Annotated in this window: 27 protein-coding genes and 2 tRNA genes; 17 read left to right on the forward strand and 12 right to left on the reverse strand. The window is 68.3% G+C overall.

Annotated elements, in window-relative coordinates; genetic code table 11:
• Nucleotides 1-37: 37 nt before the first annotated feature.
• The gene (gene amaB, locus SNOV_RS08345) at nt 38-1,582 is read left to right on the forward strand and encodes an L-piperidine-6-carboxylate dehydrogenase (protein WP_013166478.1); all 1,545 of its coding nucleotides are present in this window, start codon (nt 38-40) and stop codon (nt 1,580-1,582) included.
• On the opposite strand, the gene SNOV_RS08350 is transcribed toward amaB, so the two are convergent.
• Nucleotides 1,555-2,223, reverse strand: coding sequence for a nitroreductase family protein (locus SNOV_RS08350; protein ID WP_013166479.1), 669 nt, complete (start codon nt 2,221-2,223; stop codon nt 1,555-1,557). The two genes, amaB and SNOV_RS08350, sit on opposite strands and share 28 nt — an antisense overlap.
• A gap of 385 nt (nt 2,224-2,608) precedes the next feature.
• Here SNOV_RS08350 and SNOV_RS08355 point away from each other — a divergent pair, with 385 nt between their 5' ends.
• The 3 genes from SNOV_RS08355 (at nt 2,609) to SNOV_RS08365 (ending at nt 4,768) form a co-directional block, all read left to right on the forward strand.
• Nucleotides 2,609-3,133, forward strand: coding sequence for a hypothetical protein (locus SNOV_RS08355; RefSeq protein WP_041782107.1), 525 nt, complete (start codon nt 2,609-2,611; stop codon nt 3,131-3,133).
• A gap of 20 nt (nt 3,134-3,153) precedes the next feature.
• Nucleotides 3,154-3,231: transfer RNA gene (locus tag SNOV_RS08360), tRNA-Pro, on the forward strand.
• Nucleotides 3,232-3,289: 58 nt separating this feature from the next.
• Complete coding sequence (locus SNOV_RS08365; protein ID WP_013166481.1) at nt 3,290-4,768, forward strand: tyrosine-protein kinase family protein; 1,479 nt, start codon at nt 3,290-3,292, stop codon at nt 4,766-4,768.
• Nucleotides 4,769-4,771: 3 nt separating this feature from the next.
• On the opposite strand, the gene SNOV_RS08370 is transcribed toward SNOV_RS08365, so the two are convergent.
• Nucleotides 4,772-5,014, reverse strand: a complete 243-nt coding sequence (locus SNOV_RS08370) for a DUF2842 domain-containing protein (RefSeq protein WP_013166482.1) — start codon at nt 5,012-5,014, stop codon at nt 4,772-4,774.
• 169 nt (nt 5,015-5,183) lie between these two features.
• Between SNOV_RS08370 and SNOV_RS08375 the strand changes: the two genes are divergently transcribed.
• Nucleotides 5,184-6,257, forward strand: coding sequence for a COX15/CtaA family protein (locus SNOV_RS08375; RefSeq protein WP_013166483.1), 1,074 nt, complete (start codon nt 5,184-5,186; stop codon nt 6,255-6,257).
• A gap of 301 nt (nt 6,258-6,558) precedes the next feature.
• On the opposite strand, the gene uvrA is transcribed toward SNOV_RS08375, so the two are convergent.
• A complete protein-coding gene (uvrA, locus tag SNOV_RS08380) occupies nt 6,559-9,462 on the reverse strand; it encodes an excinuclease ABC subunit UvrA (RefSeq protein ID WP_013166484.1) in 2,904 nt (967 codons plus the stop codon).
• A gap of 99 nt (nt 9,463-9,561) precedes the next feature.
• On the reverse strand, nt 9,562-9,717 hold the full coding sequence (locus SNOV_RS23780; protein WP_013166485.1) for a hypothetical protein: 156 nt from the start codon (nt 9,715-9,717) through the stop codon (nt 9,562-9,564).
• A 299-nt stretch (nt 9,718-10,016) separates the two neighbouring features.
• Between SNOV_RS23780 and ssb the strand changes: the two genes are divergently transcribed.
• Nucleotides 10,017-10,574 (forward strand): single-stranded DNA-binding protein, encoded by a 558-nt coding sequence (gene ssb, locus SNOV_RS08385; RefSeq protein ID WP_013166486.1) that lies wholly within the window; start codon nt 10,017-10,019, stop codon nt 10,572-10,574.
• 90 nt (nt 10,575-10,664) lie between these two features.
• Here ssb and SNOV_RS08390 read toward each other — a convergent pair whose 3' ends face one another.
• The gene (locus tag SNOV_RS08390) at nt 10,665-11,291 is read right to left on the reverse strand and encodes a MarC family protein (RefSeq protein ID WP_041782109.1); all 627 of its coding nucleotides are present in this window, start codon (nt 11,289-11,291) and stop codon (nt 10,665-10,667) included.
• A 296-nt stretch (nt 11,292-11,587) separates the two neighbouring features.
• Here SNOV_RS08390 and gyrA point away from each other — a divergent pair, with 296 nt between their 5' ends.
• The 7 genes from gyrA (at nt 11,588) to tgt (ending at nt 19,013) form a co-directional block, all read left to right on the forward strand.
• Nucleotides 11,588-14,344, forward strand: coding sequence for a DNA gyrase subunit A (gyrA, locus tag SNOV_RS08395; protein ID WP_013166488.1), 2,757 nt, complete (start codon nt 11,588-11,590; stop codon nt 14,342-14,344).
• A gap of 88 nt (nt 14,345-14,432) precedes the next feature.
• Entirely contained in the window at nt 14,433-15,014 is a 582-nt protein-coding gene (locus SNOV_RS08400) for an LOG family protein (protein ID WP_013166489.1), read from the forward strand.
• A gap of 71 nt (nt 15,015-15,085) precedes the next feature.
• The gene (gene coaD, locus SNOV_RS08405; RefSeq protein WP_013166490.1) at nt 15,086-15,595 is read left to right on the forward strand and encodes a pantetheine-phosphate adenylyltransferase; all 510 of its coding nucleotides are present in this window, start codon (nt 15,086-15,088) and stop codon (nt 15,593-15,595) included.
• 41 nt (nt 15,596-15,636) lie between these two features.
• Complete coding sequence (locus tag SNOV_RS08410; protein WP_013166491.1) at nt 15,637-16,191, forward strand: peptidylprolyl isomerase; 555 nt, start codon at nt 15,637-15,639, stop codon at nt 16,189-16,191.
• 39 nt (nt 16,192-16,230) lie between these two features.
• Entirely contained in the window at nt 16,231-16,689 is a 459-nt protein-coding gene (locus SNOV_RS08415; protein ID WP_013166492.1) for a peptidylprolyl isomerase, read from the forward strand.
• An 84-nt stretch (nt 16,690-16,773) separates the two neighbouring features.
• Nucleotides 16,774-17,868 carry a tRNA preQ1(34) S-adenosylmethionine ribosyltransferase-isomerase QueA gene (queA, locus tag SNOV_RS08420; protein ID WP_013166493.1) on the forward strand — a complete coding sequence of 365 codons (1,095 nt, stop codon included), beginning with the start codon at nt 16,774-16,776 and terminating at the stop codon, nt 17,866-17,868.
• Nucleotides 17,865-19,013 (forward strand): tRNA guanosine(34) transglycosylase Tgt, encoded by a 1,149-nt coding sequence (gene tgt, locus SNOV_RS08425; RefSeq protein ID WP_013166494.1) that lies wholly within the window; start codon nt 17,865-17,867, stop codon nt 19,011-19,013. Before queA ends, tgt begins: the two co-directional genes overlap by 4 nt.
• Nucleotides 19,014-19,160: 147 nt before the next feature.
• On the opposite strand, the gene wrbA is transcribed toward tgt, so the two are convergent.
• Nucleotides 19,161-19,760 carry an NAD(P)H:quinone oxidoreductase gene (gene wrbA / locus SNOV_RS08430; RefSeq protein WP_013166495.1) on the reverse strand — a complete coding sequence of 200 codons (600 nt, stop codon included), beginning with the start codon at nt 19,758-19,760 and terminating at the stop codon, nt 19,161-19,163.
• A gap of 235 nt (nt 19,761-19,995) precedes the next feature.
• Here wrbA and SNOV_RS08435 point away from each other — a divergent pair.
• A tRNA-Lys gene (locus tag SNOV_RS08435) sits at nt 19,996-20,071 on the forward strand.
• Nucleotides 20,072-20,139: 68 nt separating this feature from the next.
• Here SNOV_RS08435 and SNOV_RS08440 read toward each other — a convergent pair.
• Nucleotides 20,140-20,355: a hypothetical protein gene (locus SNOV_RS08440; RefSeq protein ID WP_013166496.1), complete on the reverse strand. Its 216-nt coding sequence runs from the start codon at nt 20,353-20,355 to the stop codon at nt 20,140-20,142.
• 434 nt (nt 20,356-20,789) lie between these two features.
• Nucleotides 20,790-21,410, reverse strand: a complete 621-nt coding sequence (locus SNOV_RS08445; RefSeq protein WP_013166497.1) for an alpha/beta hydrolase — start codon at nt 21,408-21,410, stop codon at nt 20,790-20,792.
• Nucleotides 21,411-21,530: 120 nt separating this feature from the next.
• On the opposite strand from SNOV_RS08445, the gene SNOV_RS08450 reads away from it, so the two are divergent.
• On the forward strand, nt 21,531-21,821 hold the full coding sequence (locus SNOV_RS08450) for a DUF2218 domain-containing protein (protein WP_013166498.1): 291 nt from the start codon (nt 21,531-21,533) through the stop codon (nt 21,819-21,821).
• A gap of 62 nt (nt 21,822-21,883) precedes the next feature.
• Nucleotides 21,884-22,378 (forward strand): hypothetical protein, encoded by a 495-nt coding sequence (locus SNOV_RS23410; RefSeq protein ID WP_144295965.1) that lies wholly within the window; start codon nt 21,884-21,886, stop codon nt 22,376-22,378.
• 13 nt (nt 22,379-22,391) lie between these two features.
• On the opposite strand, the gene SNOV_RS08455 is transcribed toward SNOV_RS23410, so the two are convergent.
• A complete protein-coding gene (locus SNOV_RS08455) occupies nt 22,392-22,631 on the reverse strand; it encodes a sulfurtransferase TusA family protein (RefSeq protein WP_013166499.1) in 240 nt (79 codons plus the stop codon).
• Between the two features lie 131 nt (nt 22,632-22,762).
• Here SNOV_RS08455 and mobB point away from each other — a divergent pair, with 131 nt between their 5' ends.
• Complete coding sequence (gene mobB, locus SNOV_RS08460; RefSeq protein ID WP_013166500.1) at nt 22,763-23,302, forward strand: molybdopterin-guanine dinucleotide biosynthesis protein B; 540 nt, start codon at nt 22,763-22,765, stop codon at nt 23,300-23,302.
• Here the strand turns inward: mobB and mobA are convergent.
• The 3 genes from mobA to recG form a co-directional block, all read right to left on the reverse strand.
• Complete coding sequence (mobA, locus tag SNOV_RS08465; RefSeq protein WP_013166501.1) at nt 23,287-23,895, reverse strand: molybdenum cofactor guanylyltransferase MobA; 609 nt, start codon at nt 23,893-23,895, stop codon at nt 23,287-23,289. The two genes, mobB and mobA, sit on opposite strands and share 16 nt — an antisense overlap.
• Entirely contained in the window at nt 23,895-24,236 is a 342-nt protein-coding gene (locus tag SNOV_RS08470) for a YbaN family protein (protein ID WP_041783076.1), read from the reverse strand. Before SNOV_RS08470 ends, mobA begins: the two co-directional genes overlap by 1 nt.
• A 106-nt stretch (nt 24,237-24,342) precedes the next feature.
• Entirely contained in the window at nt 24,343-26,427 is a 2,085-nt protein-coding gene (recG, locus tag SNOV_RS08475; RefSeq protein ID WP_013166503.1) for an ATP-dependent DNA helicase RecG, read from the reverse strand.
• Nucleotides 26,428-26,568 lie beyond the last annotated feature (141 nt).

The raw sequence follows: 26,568 nt of genomic DNA on the forward strand, positions 1-26,568 counted from the left end.
AGCGCGGCGGACGAGGTCGGATGCGAGGAGCGTGAGGATGGCGACGAAAGAGACGCGCGGGGCGCTGAGGCCGGTCGCGGAAGAGGTCACGCAGCTCCTGCGCGCCCTCGGCGTGCCGGATTCGAGCTGGCGCAGCGGCACCCGCCCGGTGCGCTCGCCGATCACCGGCGAGGAGGTCGCGCGCATCGCCGAGGCCGGCGCCGACGATGTCGCCCACGCGGTCGAGCGTTCCGTCGCCGCCTTCGAGGCCTGGCGCAATGTGCCGGCGCCGCGGCGCGGCGAACTGGTGCGCCTGCTCGGTGAGGAGTTGCGCGCCCACAAGACCGAGCTCGGCCGGCTGGTCACGCTGGAAGCCGGCAAGATCGTCTCCGAGGGCCTCGGCGAGGTGCAGGAGATGATCGACATCTGCGACTTCGCCGTCGGCCTGTCGCGCCAGCTCTACGGCCTCACCATCGCCTCCGAGCGTCCCGGCCACCGGATGATGGAGACCTGGCACCCGGTGGGGCCGGTCGGCATCATCAGCGCCTTCAACTTCCCCGTCGCCGTGTGGTCGTGGAACGCGGCGCTGGCGCTGGTCTGCGGCAACAGCCTGCTGTGGAAGCCCTCCGAGAAGACCCCGCTCACCGCGCTTGCCGTGCAGGCGCTGTTCGAGCGCGCGGCGGTCGCCTTCGGCGGCGCCCCGGAAGGCCTGTCGCAGGTGCTGATCGGCGGCGCCGAAGTCGGCGCGGCGCTGACCGACGATTCCCGCGTGCCGGTCGTCTCGGCGACCGGCTCGACCCGCATGGGCCGCATCGTGAGCGAGCGGGTGGCACGCCGCTTCGGCCGCTCCATCCTCGAGCTCGGCGGCAACAACGCCGCCATCGTCTGCCCCTCGGCCGATCTCGACCTCGCGCTGCGGGGCATCGCCTTCGCCGCCATGGGCACGGCCGGCCAGCGCTGCACCACGCTGCGCCGCCTCATCGTCAACGAGGGCGTCTACGACACACTGCTGCCGCGCCTCGCCAAGGCCTATGGCTCGGTCGGCATCGGCGACCCGCGCGAGGCCGGCACGCTGATCGGCCCGCTGATCGATCAGGCGGCGTTTGATGCCATGCAGAAGGCGCTGGAGACCGCGAAGAGGGCCGGCGCCCGCGTGCATGGCGGCGAGCGCGTCCACGCCAAGGAATGGCCGGACGCCTATTATGTCCGCCCGGCGCTGGTCGAGCTCGACGAGCAGATCGACCTCGTGAAGCACGAGACCTTCGCGCCGATCCTCTACGTCCTGCGCTGTTCCGGCCTGCCGGAGGCGATCAAGCTGCACAACGCCGTGCCGCAGGGCCTCTCGTCCTCGATCTTCACCAACGACATGCGCGAGGCGGAGACCTTCATGTCGGCGGAAGGCTCGGATTGCGGCATCGCCAATGTGAATATCGGCCCGTCCGGTGCGGAGATCGGCGGCGCGTTCGGCGGCGAGAAGGAGACCGGCGGCGGGCGCGAGTCCGGCTCGGACGCCTGGAAGGCCTATATGCGGCGCGCCACCAACACCATCAACTATTCGCGCCAGCTGCCGCTGGCTCAGGGCGTGTCCTTCGACATCGACTGATCCGGCGACCAATAGGTCACCACCTCGTCGAGGGCGGGCCTTGGCCTGTCCTCGGCGTGGCGCACCGGCCGGCCGATATGGATGAAGCCGGCGACCTTCTCACTCCTGCTCAGGCCAAGGAGGGCGGTCGCCTCGGCGTCGCGGCCCGGCCATTTCAGCAGCCATTGCGTGGCGAAGCCGAGCGCCGAGGCCGCCACGGTGAGCCCCATGCCGGCTGCGCCGGCCGAGAGCACCTGATTCCACTCCGGCACCTTGGCCGCGGGATCGGGCCGGCTGACCAGCACGACCGTTACCGGCGCGCGCAGCATGTAGAGCGTCCACATATCGGCCTTGGCGGCCGGCAGGCCGGGATTCTGCCGCGCATAGAGCGCGTCGAGCTTCTCGCCCAGCGTGCGGCGCGCCTCACCCTGGATCACGACGAAGCGCCACGGCACCAGCCTTCCATGGTCCGGCACGCGGGCGGCGAGGCGCAGCATCCGCTCCAATTCCTGCGGTGTCGGGCCCGGCTCGACCAGCCCGCGCAGCGGCGCCGAGCGCCGCGTCTCCAGCCGCGCCAGCATCTCGTCGGCCGGCGCGATGTCGAGCGGGGCGGCATCGTCGAGATCGGGCGGCGGCGGGTGGTTATGGGCGTGGTGGTTCATGGCGGCGTTCCGCATCGGTCCGGGGACATGAGCCATCATAGGACGCAAACGCGGGTGTTCGGCACCCTTTGTCGCCCTCATCCTGAGGTGTGAGCGGAGCGAACCTTGAAGGATGGTTGTCGGGGATCGGCCGATGCAGCCATCAGAACGTCATCCCCGGACTTGGCCCGGGGATCCACGACTTGCCGGATCGGCCGAGCCGTGTCGAAGGCGTGGATGGCCGGGCCAAGCCCGGCCATGACGAGGCTCCAAGCGTCCCGGTTGCGAACTGCGGGCCGGGCACCTCAGGATGAGGTTCATCCGGGGGGAGGGACTGCAATCAGCCCAGCCTTGCCGCAACGTCCGCCCGCGCTACCTATCGCGACGCCCCGCTGTGGAATGCCCCATGAGCCTCTTCATCCGCATCGTCTTCGCCGTCGCTGCCTGCGCCCTGATGGCGGTCGCCGCCGTGCTGCTGGTCTATGCGCCCTATGTGGTGATCCGCGACAGTCTGGCGGGGGAAGCGCTGCTCGAATCGCTGCTCGGCGTGGTCGGCTATCTCATCGTCGCCATCGCCCTGTTCGACGTGGCGAAGTACTTCTTCGAGGAGGAAGTACCCGCCGGGCGCGAGAAACGCACCGCCGCCGATGCGCGGCGCGGGCTCACCAAATTCATCTCCACCATCATCATCGCGATCTTCCTGGAGGCGCTGGTGCTGGTGTTCGAGACCGCGCGCGATCAGGTATCGGACGTCGTCTATGCCGCGCTGCTGGTGGTCGCCGGCTGCCTCACGCTGGTGTCGCTCGGCCTGTTCCAGCGCCTCAGCGCCTCGGTGGAGAAGGAGGTCGGTCCCGAGCCCGAGACACCGGAAGCCGGGGAGGGCGGGACAGACGCCGCGCGTGGCCTTGCATCGCGACCGGCAAATGGCTAGACAGGCGAGCCTCGCGGCGTCGGAGCGTAGCGCAGTCCGGTTAGCGCACTAGTCTGGGGGACTAGGGGTCGTGGGTTCGAATCCCGCCGCTCCGACCATTCCGCCGCCGGCCCTTGCACTTCCGTCTTAACACCGTGGAAACCATGAAGGTGCCTAATGGGCACCATGATGGACCCGAGCGGCACTGACGAGCAGAGCACGCAAGAGCACGGCGCGGAGGCGGTGGCCGAGGCCTCGCGTCCGCTCGCTCACGCGCTGCGCCGGCATCTGCTGGTGCCCGCCCTGGCCGGCCTCGTCGCTGGCGGCGTGATGAGCCAGATCGCCGAGCCGCGCTACCAGGCGCAGGCGCGGCTATGGGCCGACAGCCGCTCCTTCGCCGGCCGCGACAGCGTGCAGGTGCTCACCTCGCGCGACTTCGCACGCCAGGTCGTCGAGACGCGCAACCTTGCCGCCCGGCTTTCCGCGCCGCTCGGCGGATTCGCCAATGCCGTGTCGGGCGCGGCCCTGCGCGTCGCCGGATTCGCCGGCGCGGCGGCCGAACTCTCGCTCGGGTCGCGCGACACGCTCGCCCTGCGCAGTGTCGAGCGCGGCCTGTCGGTGCGCGAGGCGGGCGGCGGGCAGATCGCCATCGACTTCGCCTCGCCGGACCCGAAGCTCTCGGCCGACGTCGCCAACGCCTTCGCGCAGAACTATCTCGAGCTGCGCCAGAGCCGCCCCTTCAGCATGGAACCGAAGGCGCCGCCGGCCGCTGAGCCGACCGCGCGCATCGTCGCTTCCGCCGCGCCGGCGGCCGCGCCGCGCTGGCCGACTCCGATCATCTCCTCGCTCGCCGCGGGCATCGGCACCTTCCTGCTGGCGCTCGGCTTCCAGACGCTGGCGCGCCGCCGCGCCCGCGCGGCCGGCAGCGAGAGCGGCGCCGTGCCGCTGCCGGAGATGGCGCGCGCAGGTGCGCAGCACCTCCCGTGGATCGGCGCCACCAGCGAGGAGCATGTCGACGAACAGGGCGTGGCGCTGTTCCGCCGCGCCTCGCGCGAGCGTGACCTCGCCGATCTGTCGCGGCTGATCGAATTGCGCGGCACCGATGCCCGGCTGGTCGTGGTCACCGGCCCCTCGGCCGATGAGGGCATCGGCCGTTGCGCCGTCGCGCTCGGGCGCTCGCTGGCGGCCCATGCCGAACGCCGGGCGGTGATCGTCTGCCTCGACGTCGCCGCACCGGCGCTGGACGGACTGACCGCCGACCCGCGCGCGCCGGGCCTGACCGACTTGCTGTTCGGCGTCGCCAGCTTCTCCGACGCCATCCATCGCGAGATTTCGTCGCGCTGCCATGTCATCCCGCCGGGGCGTGGCGCGCGCGAGGCGGACGGGCTCGTCGCCGCCGACCGGCTGCCGCTGATCCTCACCGCGCTGAAGCAGACCTACGACCATGTCGTGGTCGCCGCACCGCCGCTGGGGGCCACGGAAGGCGCCGGCCGCATCGCCGCGCTCGGCCCGACGACCATTCTCGTCACCCAGCCGGGCGGGCTCGCCACCGACGCCGTGCAGGCCTTCGATGCGCTGGCGGCGCAGGGCTTCGGCGACATCGCCATGGTGACCTTCGCGCCGGAAGTGGCCGGCGCCCTGCCGCACGCCGCCTGAAGTTCAGAGCGTGTCGGTCCGCCGGTCGTGCTTCTGCATCCAGCGGATGATGATGCCGGCCGGGAAGACCCAGCCGATGCCCAGCACCACATAGGCGAAGAACTGCCAGATGCCGGGCAGGGTGGTGACGCGCCCCTGCGCCAGCGCCATGGCGCCGAGCGCCCATACCACCACCAGCACCACCATCAGCACCGTGCCGATGAATTTGCGCACGCGCGGGGACAGGCCGGGGCGTGGGTCGGTCATGGGCAAGCTCCACTGGGACCAGCTCCGCTGGACATGGGCGCGGCGCGGGACAAAGAGTCCCGTTGCGCGCCGGCGCCCGCCTCTATATCGCTCGCGGCGCCGGGGCGGAAGCCGCCGGCGCGGGACGGACGCTGAGGGGCTGGCATTCGTCATTGCAGGGAGCGCGTGAATGGCCCTCGATCATCTTGCCGTGCCCGCGGCCGGCGCGGGTGTCGCGCAGGCGACCACCGACCGGCTGAAGCCGGTGCGGATCTGGCTCTATGCTGTCGCGGCGCTGATCGTGCTGATGGTGGTGGTCGGCGGCGCGACGCGGCTGACCGAATCCGGTCTTTCCATCACCGAATGGAAACCAGTGACCGGCACGTTGCCGCCGCTGAGCGAGCAGGCCTGGCAGGCCGAGTTCGACAAGTACCGGCAGATCCCGCAATACCAGCAGATCAACCGGGGCATGAGCCTCGCCGAGTTCAAGTACATCTTCTGGTGGGAGTGGGGCCACCGGCTGCTCGGCCGGCTGATCGGCTTCGTCTTCCTGCTGCCCTTCCTGTTCTTCCTCTGGCGCGGGCTGGTCGACCGCGCGCTCGGCTGGAAGCTCGGCGGCCTGTTCGTGCTCGGCGGCATGCAGGGGGCTGTCGGCTGGTGGATGGTGGCCTCCGGCCTCGTCAACCGGGTGGATGTGAGCCAGTACCGGCTCGCCACCCACCTCACGCTCGCCTGCATCATCCTCGCGGCGACGATGGCGGTCGCGGTCTCGCTGAAGCCCGTGCGGGCAGCGCGGCCGGCGCCCGACTGGCTGCGCGGCTATGCGCGGCTGCTGTTCGCCGTCGTGCTGATCCAGATCTTCCTCGGCGGGCTGGTCGCCGGGCTCGACGCCGGACTGACCTACACGACCTGGCCGCTGATGGACGGACATCTGGTGCCGCCGGTGGAGAATCTGCTTGTCCAGCAGCCGGTTTGGCGGAATTTCTTCGAGAACGTTCTCACCGTGCAGTTCAATCACCGTCTCGTCGCCTATGTGCTGCTGGCGCTGGCGCTCGGGCACTATCTGAGCGCGCGGCGCGTCGGCGGGGCGCCGAGACGGCGGGCGCTGCTGATCCTCGCGCTTGTGGTGGCGCAGGCCTTCCTCGGCATCATGACGCTGATCCATCAGGTGCCGATCGACATCGCGCTCGCGCACCAGTTCGGCGCGACCCTCGTGCTGATTGCCGCGACGGTGCATCTGGTGCGGCTGCGGCAGGGAGCGTGAGGGCCTCGCGAAACCCGGTTCCCTCCAGATCGACCTCATCCTGAGGTGCCCGGCGTTAGCCGGGCCTCGAAGGATGCTCGTCCGGGCGCGCTGTAACGACCATCCTTCGAAGCTCGCTGCGCTCGCACCTCAGGATGAGGTTGCGTTGCCTGTCTCGCATCGTCATCCCGGCCGAAGGCGAAGCCGCAGAGCCGGGATCGCTCTCCATTCCGCACGCGATCCCGGATCGGCCTTCGGCCGTCCGGGATGACGCCTCACTATTCCCGTTGGGATGCCCGTTGGGCAGAGTGGGGCTGTTCGCCTACTCCGCCGCGCTGCGCGGCTTCAGGGGGCGGCGGGCCAGGACTTCGGCGAGGAAGCGGCCGGTGTGGCTGCGTGTCTCCTTGGCGATCGCCTCAGGCGGGCCGGCTGCGACGATCTCGCCGCCGCCGTCGCCACCCTCGGGACCGAGGTCGATCACCCAGTCGGCGGTCTTGATGACCTCGAGATTGTGCTCGATCACCACCACCGTGTTGCCCTGCTCGACCAGCTCGTGCAGCACTTCGAGCAGCTTGGCGACGTCGTGGAAGTGCAGGCCGGTGGTCGGCTCGTCGAGGATGTAGAGCGTGCGCCCGGTGGCGCGGCGCGACAGCTCCTTGGAGAGCTTCACACGCTGCGCCTCGCCGCCCGACAGAGTGTTCGCCTGCTGGCCGACATGGATGTAGCCGAGCCCGACGCGCGAGAGCGTCTCCAGCTTCTCGCGCACCGCCGGCACCGCCTTGAAGAACTCAGCCCCCTCGTCGACGGTCATGTCGAGCACGTCGGCGATGGACTTGTTCTTGAAGGTGACCTCCAGCGTCTCGCGATTGTAGCGCTTGCCCTTGCAGACGTCGCAGGTGACGTAGACGTCGGGCAGGAAGTGCATCTCGATCTTGATGACACCGTCGCCCTGGCACGCCTCGCAGCGCCCGCCCTTGACGTTGAAGGAGAAGCGCCCCGGCCCGTAGCCGCGCGCCTTCGCTTCCGGCAGGCCGGAGAACCATTCGCGGATCGGCGTGAAGGCGCCGGTATAGGTCGCCGGGTTGGAGCGCGGCGTGCGGCCGATCGGCGACTGGTCGATGTCGATCACCTTGTCGAGGTGCTCCAGCCCCTCGAGCCCGTCATGCGCCAGCGGCGGCTCGGAAGCGCCGTTGAGCCGGCGCGCCACAGCCTTGTAGAGCGTGTCGACAAGCAGGGTCGACTTGCCGCCGCCCGACACGCCGGTGACCGCGGTGAACAGGCCGAGCGGGATCTCCGCCGTCACGTTCTTCAGATTGTTGGCGCGCGCATTGACCACGCGCAGCAGCCGCTTGCGGTCCGGCTTGCGGCGCTTGGGCACCGGCACGGTCATCTCGCCGGTTAGGTACTTGCCGGTGATCGAGTTCGGGTTGGCCAGGATCTCCGGCGGCGTGCCCTGGGCGACGATGCGTCCGCCATGCACGCCGGCACCGGGGCCCACATCGACCACGTAATCGGCGGAGAGGATGGCGTCCTCGTCATGCTCGACGACGATGACGGTGTTGCCGAGGTCGCGCAGCCGCCTGAGCGTGCCGAGCAGGCGCTCATTGTCGCGCTGGTGCAGGCCGATGGAGGGCTCGTCCAGCACGTAGAGCACGCCGGTCAGCCCCGAGCCGATCTGCGAGGCGAGGCGGATGCGCTGGCTCTCGCCGCCCGACAGCGTGCCGGAGGCGCGCGCCAGGGTGAGATAGTCGAGGCCGACGTCGAGCAGGAAGGCGAGGCGCTCGCGGATCTCCTTGAGGATCCGCACCGCGATCTCGTTCTGCTTGTCGGTGAGCTGGCCGGGCAGGTCGGCGAACCAGTCCAGCGCCCCGCGCACGGAAAGCTGCGCCGCCTCGCCGATGTGGCGGCCGGCGATCTTTACCGCCAGCGCCTCGGGCTTGAGCCGATAGCCGTGGCAGGCGGCGCAGGGCACGGCGGAGAAATACTTGCCGATCTCCTCGCGCGCCCAGTCGCTCTCGGTCTCGCGCCAGCGCCGCTCCAGATTGGTGACGATGCCCTCGAAGGTCTTCGAGGTTTCGTAGGCGCGCATGCCGTCGTCATAGACGAAGCGGATGGTCTCAGCCCCAGAGCCGTTGAGGATCACGTCCTGCACCTTTTCCGGCAGGTCGGCCCACGGCACGGTGAGCTTGAAGCCGTAATGGCGGGCGAGGGCGTCGAGCGTCTGGCCGTAATAGGGCGAGGTGGATTTCGCCCAGGGGGCGATGGCGCCCTGCTTCAACGTGCGCGACTTCTCCGGCACCACGAGGTCCGGGTCGATCTTGCTCTCATGGCCGAGCCCGTCGCAGACCGGGCAGGCGCCGAACGGGTTGTTGAAGGAGAACAGCCGCGGCTCGATTTCGGGAATGGTGAAGCCGGAGACCGGGCAGGCGAATTTTTCCGAGAAGACGATGCGGCGCGGCTCGCCATTCTCTTCCTTCTCGTCGGCGAACTCGATCACCGCGATACCGTCGGCGAGGCCGAGCGCGGTCTCGAAACTGTCGGCCAGCCGGCTGGCGATGTCCGGCCGCACGACGAGGCGGTCCACCACCACGTCGATGTCGTGCTTGAACTTCTTGTCGAGCGCGGGGGCGTCGGCGATCTCGTAGAACTCGCCATTCACCTTGACGCGCTGGAAGCCCTTCTTCTGGAAGTCGGCCAGCTCCTTGCGGTATTCGCCCTTGCGCCCGCGCACCACGGGGGCGAGCAGATAAAGCCGGGTCTTCTCCGGCAGCGCCAGCACGCGGTCGACCATCTGGCTGACCGTCTGGCTCTCGATCGGCAGGCCGGTGGCCGGCGAGTAGGGAATGCCGACGCGCGCCCATAAGAGGCGCATATAGTCGTAGATCTCGGTGACGGTGCCGACCGTGGAGCGCGGGTTCTTCGAGGTGGTCTTCTGCTCGATGGAGATGGCCGGCGACAGGCCGTCGATCTGGTCGACGTCCGGCTTCTGCATCATCTCCAGGAACTGGCGGGCATAGGCCGAGAGGCTCTCGACATAGCGCCGCTGGCCCTCGGCATAGATGGTGTCGAAGGCGAGCGACGACTTTCCCGAGCCGGAAAGCCCGGTGAACACGACGAGGCTGTCGCGCGGGATCTCGAGGTCGACATTCTTCAGATTGTGCTCGCGCGCGCCCCGTATCGTGATCGAACGGGCATCGCGGCGCGGCAGGTCCACGCGGTCCTTCATTCCGTGTCTTCTCGCCGGTCTTTCGTCTGCGGGCGGCTACGCCAGTTGCTTCAATTCCGGGGCGGCACAATCCCAGGCAACGTCCGCCCGGCGAGGGGATTACATCCCGACGCCGTGAAGCGCTACCGCAAGGCCGGCCGCCGCGATGATCCCGCCGGTGATGGCGAGAAACGTACGGCGAAGGAATGCCTGGCGGGCATCCTCGGCACGCAGGGCGATGGCGCGGGCGCGCGGGCGGTGGCGCAGTTGGGTCATGATGGGACGAAGCTCCCTGATAATCGCATGGTTAACATAGTCGCGCTCCGCCGCGGTGCAATGAGCGACTCGCTCACAACGCTGCTCTTGCGCAAGACTAGCCGCAATGCTAGGAACATAACAAGAACATATTTATGGTTAATGTTGGGCAGCGCGGAAGCGATCGGCGTGCCCGGCTGCACCCGCAAGATGTGGACAGGGTGCCGGCGAGGGGCGCGTCTCCCCGCTGGCTGGTCTAGGATGCGTTTCTTTGGCGAGCGCGCCGCCGCGGCGGGCGTCCGGCTTTTTCGGAGGACAAGATGGCGGGCAGCGTCAACAAGGTGATCCTGATCGGCAATCTCGGCCGCGATCCGGAGGTGCGCACGTTCCAGAACGGCGGACGCGTGTGCAATCTGCGCATCGCCACCTCCGAGACCTGGCGCGACAAGGCCACCGGCGAGCGCAAGGAGCGCACCGAGTGGCACAGTGTGGTGATCTTCAACGAGAACCTGCTGCGCGTGGCCGAGCAGTATCTGCGCAAGGGCACCAAGGTCTATATCGAGGGCCAGCTGGAGACCCGCAAGGCGACCGACCAGTCCGGCGGCGAGCGCTATTTCACCGAGGTCGTGCTGCGCCCGTTCCGCGGCGAGCTGACCATCCTCGACAGCCGCGGCGGTGGTTCCTCCGAGAGCGGCGAGGAATATAGCTCCGGCAGCAGCGATTTCGGCTCGGGCGGCGGTTTTGGTGGTGGCTCGGGCGGTGGTTCGGGCGGCGGCCGCTCCTTCGGCGGCGGCGACCGCAAGCCGGCCGCGGTCGGCGGTGGCGGCGGCGGCAAGTTCGGCGGGGGCGGGGACCTCGACGACGAGATCCCGTTCTGAGCGCGGCCGGGCCAGGGACAACGAGCGAGAGATGGCTAGCCAGAGACTGGGGCCGGCAATCGTCCGGGCTGGTCGTAGCCGTCCCGCCGGTCAGGCGAGGAACGAGGCGCGCACGCCGTCGATGACGAACTGAACGGCGAGTGCCGCCAGCACCACGCCCAGCAGGCGCGACAGGATAGCGTTGCCGGTCACGCCTAGCAGCTTGTCCATGCGCCGGGCGGCGAGGAAGACCAAGAGGCAGCTGGCGACCACCAGCACGGTGATGGCGAACAGCGCCGCAAGCCGCGCCGGATCGCCCTTTGCTTCGCCGGCGAGCAGCAGCATGGCGGTGATGGCGCCTGGTCCGGCCATGAGCGGGATGGCGAGCGGGAACACCGCCAGCGTGCGCAGCAGATGCTCGCGCTGCGCCACTTCGGAAGCGTCGAACTTGCGCTCGGTGCGGCGGCCGAACACCATCTCGAAGGAGATGGTGAACAAGAGCAGCCCGCCGGCGATGCGGAAGGCGGGCAGGGTGATGCCGAGCGCGTGCAGCAGCGGCGCGCCGATCACGCCGAACACGACCAGTATGGCCAGGGCGATGGCGGAGGAGCGCCACGCCACCAGCCGACGCTCGGCCGCGGTGAGGTCGGAGGTGACGGCGAGGAAGAGCGGTGCGAGGCCGATCGGGTCGATCACCACGCCCATGGTGACCACGGCGGAGAAGACATAGTCCAGCACGCCCACTTCCCCCCTGCCGCCGCCTACCTTCGACGACCAAACGTAGCACGCGCGGCGGCCGCTCGCCGGCATCGCCGCAGGCCTCTCGCAAGGCCGGCGGGCGAGGGGGTTCCGACCGTCGCGGGAGGCCCCGTCGCCATGCTTCCGCCATGTTCCGCCGACGCTGTGGAAATCCCCTTATAACGCATTGAATTCAAAGGCGTTTTAAGGTCGTCAAAAACGCCTCTCGGCTGGCGCCCGCCGCCGGAATCGGCTACACAGGGACACCTGTTCCGCAACCACGGAAAGACGCTTCCTTGTCCGATTCCGATACGTTGAAGCCGGAGGACGGTGGTCCTTCGGATATCCGGCCCGTCTCGATCACCGACGAATTGTCGCGTTCCTATCTCGATTACGCGATGAGCGTCATCGTCTCGCGTGCGCTTCCCGACGTGCGCGACGGCCTGAAGCCGGTGCATCGCCGCATCCTGTTCTCGATGCGCGAGAACAACTACGTTCCCGAGCGGCCCTACAACAAGTCCGCCCGCGTCACCGGCGACACGATGGGCAAGTACCATCCGCACGGCAACCAGGCGATCTATGACGCGCTGGTGCGCCTGGCGCAGGACTTCTCCATGCGCCTGCCGCTGATCGACGGGCAGGGCAATTTCGGCTCCATCGACGGCGACCCGCCGGCGGCCGAGCGCTACACCGAGGTGCGCCTCGCCAAGCCGGCGATGAACCTGCTCGACGACCTCGACAAGGACACGGTCGACTTCCAGGACAATTACGACGGCCGCGAGCAGGAGCCGACCGTGCTCCCCGCGCGCTTCCCGAACCTGCTGGTCAACGGCGCCGGCGGCATCGCCGTGGGCATGGCGACCAACATCCCGCCGCACAATCTCGGCGAAGTGGTGGATGCCTGCGTCGCGCTGATCGACGAACCCGACCTCGATATCGAGAAGCTGCTCGACTATATCCATGGCCCGGACTTCCCCACCGGCGCGCTCATCCTCGGGCGCAGCGGCATCCGCCAGGCCTACCTGACCGGGCGCGGCTCCATCGTGATGCGCTCGCGCGCCACCATCGAAGAGCTGCGCAAGGACCGCGACGCCATCATCGTCACCGAGATCCCCTATCAGGTGAACAAGGCGACGATGATCGAGCGCATCGCCGAACTGGTGCGCGACAAGCGGCTGGAAGGCATCGCCGAGATCCGCGACGAATCTTCGCGCGAAGGCCTGCGCGTGGTGTTCGAGATCAAGCGCGACGCCCAGGCCGACGTCGTCCTGAACAACCTCTACCGCATGAGCGCGCTGCAGACATCCTTCGGCGCCAACATGGTGGCGCTGAACGGCGGCAAGCCGGCGCTGATGACGCTGCACGACCTGCTCACCGCCTTCGTCGCCTTCCGCGAGGAGGTAGTTAGCCGGCGCACCAAATTCCTGCTGCGCAAGGCGCGCGACCGCGCGCATGTGTTGGTCGGCCTCGCCATCGCCGTCGCCAATATCGACGAGGTTATCGCCACCATCCGCCGCTCGCCCGATCCGGCCACCGCCCGCGAGGCGCTGATGACGCGCGACTGGCCGGCGATGGACGTGGCGCCGCTTATCGCGCTGATCGACGACCCCCGCCACAAGCTGGCGGAGGACGGCACCTACCGGCTCTCGGCCGAGCAGGCCCGCGCCATCCTCGACCTGCGCCTGCAGCGCCTCACGGCACTCGGCCGCGACGAGGTCGCCGACGAGCTCGACAAGATCGCGGTGGAGATCCGCGACTATCTCGACATCCTCGCCAGCCGTGAGCGCATCCGCACCATCGTCAAGGACGAACTCCTTGCCGTGAAAGCGGAATTCGGAACGCCGCGGAAGACCGAGATCACCGACGCGGAAGGTGATTTCGAGGACGAGGACCTCATCGCCCGCGAGGACATGGTCGTCACCGTCTCGCATGCCGGCTACATCAAACGCGTGCCGCTCTCGACCTACCGGTCGCAGCGGCGCGGCGGCAAGGGCCGCTCGGCCATGCAGACGCGCGACGAGGATTTCGTCACCCGCATCTTCGTCGCCTCGACGCATGCGCCGGTGCTGTTCTTCTCCTCCAAGGGCCAGGTCTACAAGCTGAAGGTCTGGCGCCTGCCGCTATCCGCGCCCCAGGCCCGCGGCAAGGCGCTGGTGAACATCCTGCCGCTGACCGAGGGCGAGCGCATCACCTCGATTATGGCGCTGCCCGACGAGGAGACGTGGAGCCGGCTACAGATCATGTTCTCCACCACCGGCGGCACGGTGCGGCGCAACGAGCTGTCGGACTTCACCAATGTGAACCGCAACGGCAAGATCGCCATGAAGCTGGAGGAAGGCGAGGCGATCGCCGACGTCGACCTCTGCACCGAGCAGGACGACGTCCTGCTCACCAGTGCCAAGGGCCAGTGCATCCGCTTCCCCGTCCCCGAGGTGCGGGTGTTCAAGGGCCGCGACTCGATGGGCGTGCGCGGCATCCAGCTGGAGGAGGGCGACCGGCTGATCTCGATGGCGATCATCCGCCATGTCGACGCCACCGCCGAGGAGCGCGCTGCCTATATCAAGCTCGCCAATGCCGTGCGCCGCTCGCAGGCCGGGCTGGAGAACGGCGCCGAGGAGCCGGAGACGGTGGCCGACGCCGATGCGGAGGAGGCGGTCGCCGCCCCCGCCGACATCGACCAGGCGCGCTATGTGGAGATGAGCGCCAACGAGCAGTTCATCCTCACCCTGTCGGAGAACGGCTTCGGCAAGCGCACATCGTCTTTCGAGTACCGCACCACGCGGCGCGGCGGTAAGGGCATCGTCGCCATGGCGGTGAACGAGCGCAACGGCCCGCTGATCGCCTCCTTCCCCGTCGAGGAAGCCGACCAGATCATGCTGGTGACCGATGGCGGCCAGCTCATCCGCTGCCCGGTCAACGGCATCCGCATCGTCGGGCGCGGCAGCCAGGGCGTCATCGTCTTCAACACCGCCGAGGACGAGAAGGTGGTCTCGGTCGAGCGCGTCAGCGAGGAAGAAGGCGAGGAAGGGCTCGGCGAGGAAGCGGCGGACTGAGCCGCCGCCGTTCCGTAAGGTCCATCATCGAGGGAGCGGCGCCGCATGGCGCCGTTTCCGTCTCTGAGACCCGCCAGGGAGGAAAGCCATGCGCCGCATCTGCGTGTTTCTCGGCTCCAATGCCGGCAACCGGCCCGAATACAGGGAAGCCGCGGTCGCCTTCGGCACCCGGCTGGCGCGCGAGGGGATCGGCCTCGTCTATGGCGGCGCCTCGGTCGGCCTGATGGGCGCGCTGGCCGATGCCGCGCTCGCCGCCGGCGGCGAGGTCATCGGCGTCATCCCGCGCGGCATCCTCGAGCGCGAGGTGGCGCATAAGGGGCTGGGAGACCTGCGCATCGTCGGCTCCATGCATGAGCGCAAGGCGCTGATGGCCGAGCTCGCCGACGGCTTCGTCGCGCTGCCGGGCGGCATCGGCACGCTGGAGGAACTGTTCGAGGTGTGGACCTGGGCGCAGCTCGGCAGCCACGAGAAGCCCTGCGCCCTCTTCGACATCGACGGCTATTACGAGCGCCTCCTCGCCTTCGTCGACCATGTGGTGGAGGAGGGCTTCATGCGACCGGCGCATCGCGACATGCTGCTCGTCGCCGACGACCCGGAAAAACTGCTGGCGCTGCTGCGCGGCTACCGGCCGCCTTCCGTCACCAAATGGATCGGCCGCGGCGAGCGGTGAGCCTGCCGCCCGTCTCGCTTGCGTCGCAGGCGGGAGACAGCTAACGCTTGCCCCGCACCGAGAGGCCCTGCATGAGCGCCAAGCGCATCGCCTTCTATCCCGGCTCGTTCGATCCGCCGACCAACGGCCATGCCGAGGTCGCCCGCGCGGCGGCGCGGCTGGTGGACAAGCTGATCGTCGGCGTCGGCATCCATCCCGGCAAGTCGCCGCTGTTCACCGCGAGCGAGCGGCTGGAGATGCTGCATGAGGTGTTCGAGCCGATCGTCGCCGCCGAGGGCGCGAGCCTCGACTGCATCACCTTCGACAATCTCGTGGTGGACGCCGCCGAGGCGGAAGGCGCGCAGCTGCTGATCCGCGGCCTGCGCGACGGCACCGATCTCGACTACGAGATGCAGATGGCCGGCATGAACGCGGTGCTGAAGCCGCGCGTGCAGACGGTTTTCCTGCCGGCCTCCCCCATCGCCCGCCCCATCACCGCCACTCTGGTCAGGCAAATCGCCGCCATGGGCGGTGACGTGTCCGCCTTCGTGCCGCCGGCCGTGCTGGTCCGGCTCAAGGCCCGGTTCGGCCGCACCGGCTAGAATTCGCGCCCGTTCCGCCTCGCTCAACGGAGTTCCCATCCATGATCCGCAGCCTAACCGCCGCCTTCGCCATCGTCTGCGCGCTCGTGCTGCCCGCCGCGGCGCAGAGCGTGAAGCTGCCGCCGAATGTCGACCGGCAGAACACCATCATCATGCAGACCACCAAGGGTCCGGTGGTGTTCGTGCTGCGCGCCGACCTCGCGCCCCAGCACGCCGAGCGCATCAAGACCCTGGCGCGCGAAGGCTATTACGACAACGTGCCGTTCCACCGCGTGATCGAAGGCTTCATGGCGCAGACCGGCGACGGCCAGTACGGCAACGGCACCGGCGGCTCGCGCTACCCCAACCTGCCGGCCGAGTTCTCCAACGTGCCCTTTACGCGCGGCACGGTGGGCATGGCCCGCGCCTCCAGCCCGAACAGCGCCAATTCGCAGTTCTTCATCACCTTCGGCGACGCCTCGTTCCTGAACGGCCAGTACACGGTGATCGGCCAGGTCGTCTCCGGCATGGAGAACGTCGACAAGATCAAGCGCGGCGAGCCGGTGGCGAACCCGGACAAGATCGTTTCGATGAAGGTCGCCGCCGACGTGAAGTGATGGCGCGGCGCGCTAGAAGCATTTTTCAAGGAGAGTGAAATGACCGACACCGCCGAGACCACGCTGCTGCTCGAGACCACGCAGGGGCCGGTCAAGATCCGCCTGCGCCCCGACCTCGCGCCGGGCCATGTCGCCCGCATCAGCGAGCTCGCCAAGGAAGGCTTCTATGACGGCGTGCCGTTCCACCGCGTCATCGAGGGCTTCATGGCCCAGACCGGCGATCCGACCGGCACCGGCCGCGGCGGCTCCGGCCAGAAGCTGAAGGCCGAGTTCAACAAGGGCCGGCATGTGCGCGGCACGGTCTCCATGGCCCGTGCCCAGCACCCGGATTCGGGCGACAGCCAGTTCTTCATCTGCTTTGCCGACGCCTCCTTCCTCGACGGCCAGTACACCGTCTGGGGCGAGGTCATCGAGGGCATGGAGAACGTCGACAAGATCAAGCGCGGCGAGCCGGTGATGAACCCGGACAAGATCGTCAAGGCGTCCGTCTCCGCCTGATCGCGCCCATATAAGACAAGGCGTCATCCCGGCCGCGCCCGCGCGAGCCGGGATCGCTGTTTCTAGGACGACGTTTCGAAGCCCATGCGTGTCGACCTGTTCGATTTCGATCTGCCGCCCGAGCGGATCGCGCTGCGTCCCGTCTCGCCGCGCGATGCCGCGCGCATGCTCGTCGTGCGGCCCGGTGCGACGCCGGAGCTGGCGGACGCGCATGTCCATGACCTGGCGAACCTTCTCCAGCCCGGTGACGCGCTGGTGGTGAACGACACCCGCGTCGTGCCGGCGCGGCTCGACGGCATCCGCCGCCGCGAGACTTCGCAGGGCGAAGGCGTGCGGGTCGAGGCCATGCTGCACAAGCGCGTCGCGCCCGACCGCTGGCTGGCGCTGGCGCGCCCCGCCAAGCGCCTCGCGCCGGGCGACCGCATCGCCTTCGGTGGCGAGGGCAATGCCTGCCTGCTCGGCACGCTCGACGCCACGGTGGAGGGCAAGGGCGAGGCCGGCGAGATCGAGCTGCGCTTCGATCTCGCCGGCGCCGCGCTGGACGAGGCCATCGCCGCCGTCGGCCATATCCCGCTGCCGCCCTACATCGCCGCCAAGCGGCCGGACGATGCGCAGGACCGCGCCGACTACCAGACCATGTTCGCCGCCCATGAGGGCTCGGTCGCCGCGCCAACCGCCGGGCTGCACTTCACGCCGGAGCTGATCGCCCGGCTGGAAGAGCGCGGCGTCGAGACCCATCGCGTCACCCTGCATGTCGGCGCCGGCACCTTCCTGCCGGTGAAGGCGGACGACACCACCGGCCACCGCATGCACGCCGAATGGGGCGAGGTCTCCGCCGAGACCGCGGTTGCACTCAACGCAGTGAAGGCGCGCGGGGGGCGGGTGATCACCATCGGCACCACGGCGACGCGCCTCATCGAGAGCGCCGCCTCGGAAGGCGGCCGGCTCGACGCCTGGCGCGGCGAGACCGACATCTTCATCACGCCCGGCTACCGCTTCCGCTTCATCGACGGCATGCTCACCAACTTCCATCTGCCGCGCTCGACGCTGGTGATGCTGGTGGCGGCCTTCATCGGCCACGAGGTGCAGAAGCGCGCCTATGCCCATGCGATCGCGAGCGGCTACCGCTTCTATTCCTATGGCGACGCCTGCCTTTTGCTGCCAAAAGCCAGCGCATGATGCACCAGCCGCTCGCCGACGAATTCCGCTACCGCCTGCACGCTACCGACGGCGCCGCCCGCCTCGGCGAGGTCGTCACCCCGCGCGGCGTCATCCGCACGCCGGCCTTCATGCCGGTCGGCACCGCCGCGACGGTGAAGGGCATGTACCCGGAACAGGTGCGCGCGCTCGGCGCCGACATCCTGCTTGGCAACACCTATCATTTGATGCTGCGCCCCGGCGCGGAGCGCGTCGCCGCGCTCGGCGGGCTGCACGAGTTCATGCGCTGGCCGCACCCGATCCTCACCGATTCCGGCGGCTTCCAGGTCATGTCGCTGGCGGCGCTGCGCAAGATGACCGAGAAGGGCGTCACCTTCCGCTCGCATATCGACGGCACCTATTACGAGCTCACCCCCGAGCGCTCGGTGGAGATACAGGGCCTGCTCGGCTCCGACATCCAGATGCAGCTCGACGAATGCGTGCGCCTACCGGCGAGCGGCGAGGAGATCGCCCGCGCGCTGCGCCTGTCGCTGCGCTGGGCCGAGCGCTCCAAGAAGGCGTTTGAATTACAGCCGAAGGGCAGGGCGCTGTTCGGCATCGTGCAGGGCGGCGACGCCCCGGAGCTGCGCGAGGAATCCGCCCGCGGGCTCGTCGACATCGGCTTTCCCGGCTACTCCATCGGCGGCCTCGCGGTCGGCGAGCCGCAGGAGGTGATGCTGCGGATGCTGGAGGTGGTGAACCCGATCCTGCCGACGGACCGGCCGCGCTACCTGATGGGCGTCGGCACGCCCGACGACATTATCGAAAGCGTGGCGCGCGGCGTCGACATGTTCGACTGCGTGATGCCGACCCGCTCCGGCCGGCACGCGCTGGCCTTCACCCGCTTCGGCCGCATCAATCTGAAGAATGCCCGCCACGCCGACGACCCGCGCCCGCTGGACGAGGAGAGCGACTGCCCGGCGGCGCGCGACTACAGCCGCGCCTATCTCCACCACCTCGTCCGCTGCGACGAGATGCTCGGCTCGATGCTGCTGACCTGGGTGAACCTCGCCTATTACCAGCACCTGATGGCCGGCATCCGCGCCGCCATCGCCGAGGGCCGGTTCAAGGCGTTCAAGGCCGAGGTGAAGGAAGGCTGGGCGCGCGGGGACATTCCGGCTCGGTGACTACCCTCACGAAGAGCAGACCGTCATCCTGAGGTGCGAGCGAAGCGAGCCTCGAAGGATGCTCGCCTCGCGCGCCCGGATAACATCCTTCGAGGCCCGGCTTGCGCCGGGCACCTCAGGATGACGTTGCACAGGAACGGGATGCACTCACCCGTGCAGCTTGGCGGCGATGCCGGCCACGTGGCGGCCCTGGTAACGGGCGCCCTCAAGCTCCACCGCCGAGGGGAAGCGGGCACCGTCGCCGCCGGTGATCGTCGAGGCGCCATAGGGCGAGCCCCCCTTGATCTCGTCGAGGCCGGTCTGGCCCTGGAAGGCATAGGGCAGGCCGACCACCACCATGCCGTGATGCAGCAGGGTCGGGATGAAGCTGAGGATAGTCGATTCCTGCCCGCCATGCTGGGTGGCCGACGAGGTGAACACCGAGCCGACCTTGCCGACCAGCGCGCCGGTGAACCAGAGGCCGCCGGTCTGGTCCATGAAGCTGCGGAGCTGCGAGGTCACGTTGCCGAAGCGGGTGCCCGAGCCGAAGATGATTGCGTCATAGTCCTTCAACTCGTCGACGGTCGCCACCGGCGCCTTCTGGTCGAGCTTGAAGCCGGCCTTCTGCGCCACTTCGAGCGGCGCGGTCTCCGGCACGCGCTTGATCGTCACCTCGGCCCCTGCCTCGCGGGCGCCCTCGGCGACGGCCTCGGCCATGGCCTCGATGTGGCCGTAGGACGAGTAGTAGAGAACAAGAACTTTGGCCATGTCACCAACTCCTGGATCGGTTCGCCGGGCCGGTCCTCGGCCCCGCCAAATGGGATGGCGCAAAGTTAGGGTCGTCGCCGCTGCATCGGAAGCGGTATGATCGACAGGGCGGTCTTGCGGGAATGCAATCAGAAAACACTCACCGCTGCCAAGTTGCCATCTTCGCAAGGTCGTGGGCGATCGGGACGGGCGGCTTGCCTTCGGCGGGCGAAACCCTTAAGCCCCCTCACCGTGGGAGCCCGTAGCTCAGCCGGTAGAGCACGTGACTTTTAATCATGGGGTCCTGGGTTCGAGTCCCAGCGGGCTCACCACTTCCCGAACAGCAGTGATCTTCGGCTTGCCCCGTGGTTGCGGGAGGCGCCGCAGATGCCGCGCAGGTCTAGCCGCGCCGGGCGCGGTATTCGCGCAAGGCGTTCGACAAGATGCCCTCGGCGAGGCGCACATGTCCCTTACGCAAGGTCTCCAAGGCGCTCTCCGCCGCCGCATGAAGATAATCGTCTTCCGTCCCTCTCGACGGGGAAAAACGATTCTGACCTTCAAACCTGGCCATCAGACCCAGCACGATGGCGATGAAGGCGCCTTTCAGCTCCAACACGACTCATCTCCGCGATAATTCTATTTTAATTATATTCACGTCCGCGCCTGAACGTGTCGAGTCTCAATTTGCCGCGGCCGGCTAACGAAGGCGCGGGAACGGCGAGCCGGTACGCCGGTATCGGAACCGGATTGCGCCCGGCGACGCAGCCTCGATGTTCGAAGTCCCATACCGTACGATTTCTTGATTAAATTCGTGCTATATACTTCCCACTCGCTTGTGATGTCTTCCGTATTATAATGCCGACCAATAATGGCGAGGTTGACCCTTGCGGCATCTCCACTAGAATCAAGGCTGCGGGAGGTCGAACCGGGAGATCTCGCAATGGGGGAAGGATCGCTTCTGTTCAAGGCGGCGCTGCTCGTCTTCGTCGCCTTCCTCGTGCTCTTCGTCTTTCGCGTCGTCTGACGGTGTGACCACCGGCGGTCGCCGCCTCACTTGCTGGTCATGCTTTCCAGCCGCGTGATCACTTCCTGGTGGAACGGCTCCATCGCATCGATGGTGGTGTGGTCGATGCCGGGCTGGTCGGAGAGATCGACATTCTGGAGGTCGCCGGCATAGCCGGGCACCGCGCTTACCGGCACGCCGAAGCCGTCCTGCGCCCAGAAATTGATGAACACGGCGACGTTCGCGGGCACCTGCCCGGGGTCGGTGGCGTCGAAGGTGACGCCGAGATCGACCGGAATGTTCTGCTGTTGAATGCTCGTCGCCACCGAGATCACGGCATTGGCGCCGAGCGAATGGCCGATAAGCACCACCGGGCCGGTGTGGCCGCCCTCGGCGCGCTGGTTGATCAGGTCGATCACCTTCTGCGCCTCGTCCCAGCCATAGATCTCCGAATGGTAGCCCTGCGCGACCAGCTCCTTCATCAGATCGTCGAGGCCGAGCGAGAACACGCCGAACAGGCCGCGGATCAGATAGACATGGGTGTCCGCGCGCGAGGGCAGGGCGGGCGCTGGCCGGCCATGCAGCGGCTGGTGTGCCGTGTTGGCGAGGGCCAGACCCGCCGGGAGAAGAAGAGGCGACAGCACGATCAGGCGGCGCGGCAGTTTCATTCCCTTCCCCCGAGACGTAACAAAGCCGCCAGTTGCGGCGCGTCCGCTTTATCCATGGCCGACATGCCGGTATCAAGACGCCGGCGTCGCGCCGCCGCGCCTCGATCTGTGAGGATATTCATGCCCGCCACCAGCGCCCTTGTCCCGACCGCCCATGCCAGCCGCTATCTGCAGCAGCTCTGCAAGCATTGGGCGCACAAGCTCGAGGTATCCTTCACGCCCGAGCATGGCACCGTGAAGCTGCCGGACGGCGCGATGGCGACCATGGACGCCGGGCCGGAGGCGCTCGACGTGTGCATCCAAGCGAGCGATGCCGAGACGTTGGAGCGGATGAAGGACGTGGTGGCACGCCATCTCGACCGCTTCGCCTTCCGCGAGGCGCCGCTCCCCTTCGACTGGAAGGATGTTTGAGGGACGTCCTACAAACCTCCCCCGGCTGGTGGTATTGTGGCACAGCTTGCGGGGAGGCTTGAATGCTGAGGTCGGTTTTCGCTGTTGTCTTGCTACTTGCGTTATCGGCTCCGGCGGCGGCGCAATGGGTCTACCAAAGCGACGGTGGTGAATTTGACGATGATCCGCTGCATCTCGCAGTCACAGCAGCGGGAAAATACGCATTCGGTCTTCGGTGCCGTAAGGATTCGACAGAAATCGTGTTTCTGACTCCCGAGCGAATTTCCGATGACAACATTGTCGAGCCGATGAACGCTCTCGAACCGAAACTTCGTGTGCGAATAGACAAAGGTGAGATACGTTCCTTTGATGCCAGCATCGACGATGCTGATGGAAAGCTCGCCGTCATCGCGGATGTGGATGTTGATTTTTACGAGTCGGTGAGGGATGCGAAATCGTCCGTATCCGTTGTTCTCACCAGCTTAGGAAAGAACTACCACGAGACGAAATTCAATGTGCGCGGCTCGAAAGCGGCAATAGCCAAGCTTATCAAGGGATGCGCGTTGCCCGCCAGCTAGGCTGGTATCCTCACTAGCCCGCCTTGCGCAGGCGGAAGACCAGCACGTCGCCCTCCGTCTCCTGCCCGTCGAGCAGATGACCGTCCTGCCGCACCATGTGGGGGATGTCGATCACCGCCATCGGGTCGGTGCACTCGACGATGATGGCCGCGCCCGGCGCGGCGCGCTCCAGCGCCCGGCGGGCATGCAGCGCCGGCAGGGGGCATTTCAGCCCCCTCAGGTCGAGCCGCAGCGGCACGGTGCGTTCATCCATCGGACAACTCCTCGCCTTCGCGTAGGATGAAGCCGGCCGGCGGGCAAGCGCAAAGCCGCTTCGGCTGCCTTGACAGCCGGCGGCGCAGCGCCGAAGGGCGAAGTGCCGGGCGTGAACAGAGGGAGACGAAGATGCGGCTGATCGGCTTTGCGGGATGGAGCGGTGCGGGCAAGACCACGCTGCTGGCGCGGCTGATCCCGGTACTGGTCGGGCGCGGCCATCGCGTCTCCACCATCAAGCACGCGCATCACAATTTCGATGTCGACCAGCCGGGCAAGGATTCGCACACGCACCGCGTGGTCGGCGCCACCGAGGTCCTGGTTTCCTCCGCCAATCGCTGGGCGCTGATGCACGAATTGCGCGGCGCGCCGGAGCCGGACCTGCCGGAATTGCTCGCGCATCTGGCGCCGGTGGACCTGGTGCTGGTCGAGGGCTTCAAGCGCGACCACCATCCCAAGATCGAGATCCATCGCGCCGAGGTGGGCAAGCCCTTCCTGCACCCGGAGGACCCCTACATCGTCGCCATCGCCTCGGATGCGCCGCTGGCCGATGCGCCGCTGCCGGTGCTGGATCTCGACGATGTCGAGGCGGTCGCCGATTTCGTCGACCAGCACGCGGCGCCGATCGACGGCATCGGCTGGCGGCCCAGTGCGGATCAGAGCGCCGGATAGGCCGCGAGGAGGCGCTCGGCCTCGGCGAGGTCGTCCGGCGTGTTGACGTTGAAGAACGGATCGAAGGGCTCGGCCGGCCATTCGACCGCGACGGCGCCGACACGTTCGGTCCAGCGGTCGACGCGGCGCTCACCGTCCGCCAGCAGCCGGCGCAGCTCGTCGCGTGCTGCCACCGGCCACAGCCCGACCACCGGATGCGTCCGCCCTCCGGAGGCGGCATAGGCGGCGCCCGCCCTCTCCGCAGCTTCGCCGAGGCGGGTGGCGAGGTCGGCCGGCAGGAAGGGGCAGTCGGCCGGCACGGTGAGCAGGTATCGAGCGCCGGGGAAAGCCGCCGCCACATGGTCGAGCCCGGCGAGGATGCCGGCCAGCGGCCCCGGCGTGTCGGGCAGGCTGTCCGGCACCACCGGCAACTCCACGCCGAAGCGTTCCGCCGGGCCGTTGGCGTTGAGCAGCAGCATGCTCACCTGCGGCCCGATCCGCCGCACGATGCGCGCGAGGATGGCCTCGCCGCCGAGGGCGCGCAGTGCCTTGTCGCCGCCGCCCATGCGCCGCGACAGGCCGCCGGCGAGGATGAGCCCGACCGGCTTGTCCATCACTCGGTCGGCCGGGTGAGCATATAGGCGGAGACGCCGACGAAGATCGTGCCGATGATCGCCAGCACCGGCGTCGAGAGGCCGATGACGACCAGCAGCACGAAGCTGCCGGCCATGCTGCCCGTGGCGACCAGCTGCGCCCAGCGCGGGATGGCGCCGTTCTCGCGCCACGCTACCACCGACGGGCCGAGCCGCGGATGGGTCAGCAGCCAGTTCTCGAAGCGCGGCGAGGAGCGGGCGAACAGCCAGGCGGCGAGGATGAGGAACACCGTTCCCGGCATCACCGGGGTGACGATGCCGACGACGCCGAGCGCCACGCACACCCAGGCCAGCGCAAACATCAGCCAGCGCCCCGGTGCCGTAACGGAATATAGCTTCGACGGTCGTTCGGTCATCGCGGCCAGCAGGATCGCTCGGTCAAGTCGTTCGACCATACTCATATAATATTCATCCGGCGTTTAGGAGCTTCACTGCGACATCGCGTTCAAAAATGTGCAAGAGCAGACGCAGGGAAGGGCCGTTTGGCCCGATGAGATCAGAATCGTTCTTAACTGTTGCTGTCGCCTCCCGCCGCGCACGTTCCAGAAGATCGCCATGAACCTCAAGCCGTGCAAGGCGAAAGCCGGGAAAGCCGCTCTGCCGCGTGCCCAGCACGTCGCCCTCGCCGCGCAGCTTCAGATCCTGCTCGGCGAGGAAGAAGCCGTCCTCCGACTCCCGCAAGGCCTCGATCCGCTGGCGGGCGATCTCGCCGAGCGGGCGGCGGTAGAGCAGCAGGCAGGTCGAGGCGGCATCGCCCCGCCCGACGCGCCCGCGCAGCTGGTGCAGCTGGGCGAGGCCGAAGCGCTCGGCGTGCTCGATGACGATGATGCTCGCCTCCGGCACGTCGACGCCGACCTCCACCACCGTGGTCGCCACCAATATCTGCGTCTCGCCGGCGGCGAAGGCGGCCATGGCGGCGTCCTTCTCCGCGCCCTTCATCTTGCCGTGGACGAGGCCGACGCGGTTGCCGAACCAGGCCCGCAATTCGCCCGCGCGGGCCTCGGCGGCGGCGAGGTCGGAATTCTCCGATTCCTCGACCAGCGGGCAGATCCAGTAGGCGCGCCGTCCCTCGGCCAGTGCGCGGCCAAGGCTCGCCACCACCTCGTCGATGCGGTCGAGGGGGATGGCGCGGGTGTCGATCGGCTTGCGGCCGGCCGGCTTCTCGCGCAGCTCGCTGGAGTCCATGTCGCCGAAATAGGTCAGCACCAGCGTGCGGGGAATGGGCGTCGCGGTCATCACCAGCACGTCGACCGCCTCGCCCTTGGCGGCGAGCGCGAGGCGCTGGTGCACGCCGAAGCGGTGCTGCTCGTCGACGATGGCGAGCGCAAGGTCGCGGAAGGCGACACCTTCCTGGAACAGCGCGTGGGTGCCGATGACGAGGTCGATCTCGCCATTGGCGAGGGCGGTCAGAAGGGCCTCGCGGGCGCGCCCCTTCTCGCGGCCGGTGAGCAGAGCCAGCCGCAATCCGGCGGCCTGCGCCAGCGGCTCGATGGTCTTCATGTGCTGGCGGGCGAGGATCTCGGTCGGCGCCATCAGCGCCGCCTGCCGCCCGGTCTCGATCACGCTCGCCGCCGCCAGCAGGGCGACCACCGTCTTGCCGGAGCCGACATCGCCCTGCAGCAGCCGCAGCATGCGGTCCTGCGAGGCGATATCCGCACGGATCGCCTTCAGCGCCTCCACCTGCGAGCCGGTGAGCGAAAAGGGCAGGGCGGCCTCGATGCGGCGCGACAGCGACCCGTCGCCCACGCTCGGCCGCCCGACCTGCTTGGTCGTGCGCGCCCGCACCAGAGCGAGCGCCAGCTGGCCGGCCAGCAATTCGTCATAGGCGAGCCGCCGCCATGCCGGGCCGGCGGGGCTGGCGTCGAGCGTATCCTGCGGCTGGTGCACCTTGCGCAAAGCGGCGTGGAAGCCGATGCCGGGCGCCTCGCCTTGCCATTCCGGCAGCTCGGCGGTCTGGGCGAGGGCCGCCTCGACGGCGCGCCGCACATGGCCGTGGCCGAGGCCCTCCACCAGCGGATAGACGGGCTCGATCGGCGGCAACTTTGCGAGCCCGGCCGCATCGACCACGCGGTCGGGATGCGTCATCTGCGCCATGCCGTCATAGAGCGTGACGGTGCCGGATATCCACCGCGTCTCGCCGACGGGCAGCAGGCGCTCCATCCAGCTGCGATCGGCCTTGAAATAAGCGAGCATGATGTCGCCGGTCTCGTCATGCGCATAGACGCGGTAGGGCGCGCGCGAGCCGCGCGGCGTCGGCACATGCCGGTCGACGACGATCTCCAGCGTCACTACCGTGTCGGGCACCACCTGCGACAAGGTCGGGCGCGCCCGCCGGTCGATGGTGGAGGCGGGCAGGTGCATCAGCAGGTCGAGCACCCGCGCCTCGCCCTCTCGGCCGAGCAGCCGGTTGAACGGCTTCGCCAGCTTCGGGCCGATGCCCGGAAGGCCGGTGATCGAGGCGAAATAGGGATTGAGCAGGTCGGGCCGCAGCATGATGGCGCGAAGGTGGACGAAGGCGGGGCCGCGCGCAATGTAGCCATGACGGCGCAGCTCTTTCCGAGACGCCGACCTTCGCCTACCTGACATCGGCCGCTTGCCGCGCTAAACACACCGCCTTCCACGCCTTGAGCCATC

Origin of the sequence: Ancylobacter novellus DSM 506 (genome assembly GCF_000092925.1) — a bacterium.
Lineage (GTDB): Bacteria > Pseudomonadota > Alphaproteobacteria > Rhizobiales > Xanthobacteraceae > Ancylobacter > Ancylobacter novellus.

Bases quoted from the DNA above. Each gene is read 5' to 3' on its own strand.
- amaB (WP_013166478.1), top strand. From the start codon at position 38: ATGGCGACGAAAGAGACGCGCGGGGCGCTGAGGCCGGTCGCGGAAGAG.
- SNOV_RS08350 (WP_013166479.1), bottom strand. From the start codon at position 2,223: ATGAACCACCACGCCCATAACCACCCGCCGCCGCCCGATCTCGACGAT.
- SNOV_RS08355 (WP_041782107.1), top strand. From the start codon at position 2,609: ATGAGCCTCTTCATCCGCATCGTCTTCGCCGTCGCTGCCTGCGCCCTG.
- SNOV_RS08365 (WP_013166481.1), top strand. From the start codon at position 3,290: ATGGGCACCATGATGGACCCGAGCGGCACTGACGAGCAGAGCACGCAA.
- SNOV_RS08370 (WP_013166482.1), bottom strand. From the start codon at position 5,014: ATGACCGACCCACGCCCCGGCCTGTCCCCGCGCGTGCGCAAATTCATC.
- SNOV_RS08375 (WP_013166483.1), top strand. From the start codon at position 5,184: ATGGCCCTCGATCATCTTGCCGTGCCCGCGGCCGGCGCGGGTGTCGCG.
- uvrA (WP_013166484.1), bottom strand. From the start codon at position 9,462: ATGAAGGACCGCGTGGACCTGCCGCGCCGCGATGCCCGTTCGATCACG.
- SNOV_RS23780 (WP_013166485.1), bottom strand. From the start codon at position 9,717: ATGACCCAACTGCGCCACCGCCCGCGCGCCCGCGCCATCGCCCTGCGT.
- ssb (WP_013166486.1), top strand. From the start codon at position 10,017: ATGGCGGGCAGCGTCAACAAGGTGATCCTGATCGGCAATCTCGGCCGC.
- SNOV_RS08400 (WP_013166489.1), top strand. From the start codon at position 14,433: ATGCGCCGCATCTGCGTGTTTCTCGGCTCCAATGCCGGCAACCGGCCC.
- coaD (WP_013166490.1), top strand. From the start codon at position 15,086: ATGAGCGCCAAGCGCATCGCCTTCTATCCCGGCTCGTTCGATCCGCCG.
- SNOV_RS08410 (WP_013166491.1), top strand. From the start codon at position 15,637: ATGATCCGCAGCCTAACCGCCGCCTTCGCCATCGTCTGCGCGCTCGTG.
- SNOV_RS08415 (WP_013166492.1), top strand. From the start codon at position 16,231: ATGACCGACACCGCCGAGACCACGCTGCTGCTCGAGACCACGCAGGGG.
- queA (WP_013166493.1), top strand. From the start codon at position 16,774: ATGCGTGTCGACCTGTTCGATTTCGATCTGCCGCCCGAGCGGATCGCG.
- tgt (WP_013166494.1), top strand. From the start codon at position 17,865: ATGATGCACCAGCCGCTCGCCGACGAATTCCGCTACCGCCTGCACGCT.
- wrbA (WP_013166495.1), bottom strand. From the start codon at position 19,760: ATGGCCAAAGTTCTTGTTCTCTACTACTCGTCCTACGGCCACATCGAG.
- SNOV_RS08445 (WP_013166497.1), bottom strand. From the start codon at position 21,410: ATGAAACTGCCGCGCCGCCTGATCGTGCTGTCGCCTCTTCTTCTCCCG.
- SNOV_RS08450 (WP_013166498.1), top strand. From the start codon at position 21,531: ATGCCCGCCACCAGCGCCCTTGTCCCGACCGCCCATGCCAGCCGCTAT.
- SNOV_RS23410 (WP_144295965.1), top strand. From the start codon at position 21,884: ATGCTGAGGTCGGTTTTCGCTGTTGTCTTGCTACTTGCGTTATCGGCT.
- SNOV_RS08455 (WP_013166499.1), bottom strand. From the start codon at position 22,631: ATGGATGAACGCACCGTGCCGCTGCGGCTCGACCTGAGGGGGCTGAAA.
- mobB (WP_013166500.1), top strand. From the start codon at position 22,763: ATGCGGCTGATCGGCTTTGCGGGATGGAGCGGTGCGGGCAAGACCACG.
- mobA (WP_013166501.1), bottom strand. From the start codon at position 23,895: ATGGACAAGCCGGTCGGGCTCATCCTCGCCGGCGGCCTGTCGCGGCGC.
- SNOV_RS08470 (WP_041783076.1), bottom strand. From the start codon at position 24,236: ATGTTTGCGCTGGCCTGGGTGTGCGTGGCGCTCGGCGTCGTCGGCATC.
- recG (WP_013166503.1), bottom strand. From the start codon at position 26,427: ATGCTGCGGCCCGACCTGCTCAATCCCTATTTCGCCTCGATCACCGGC.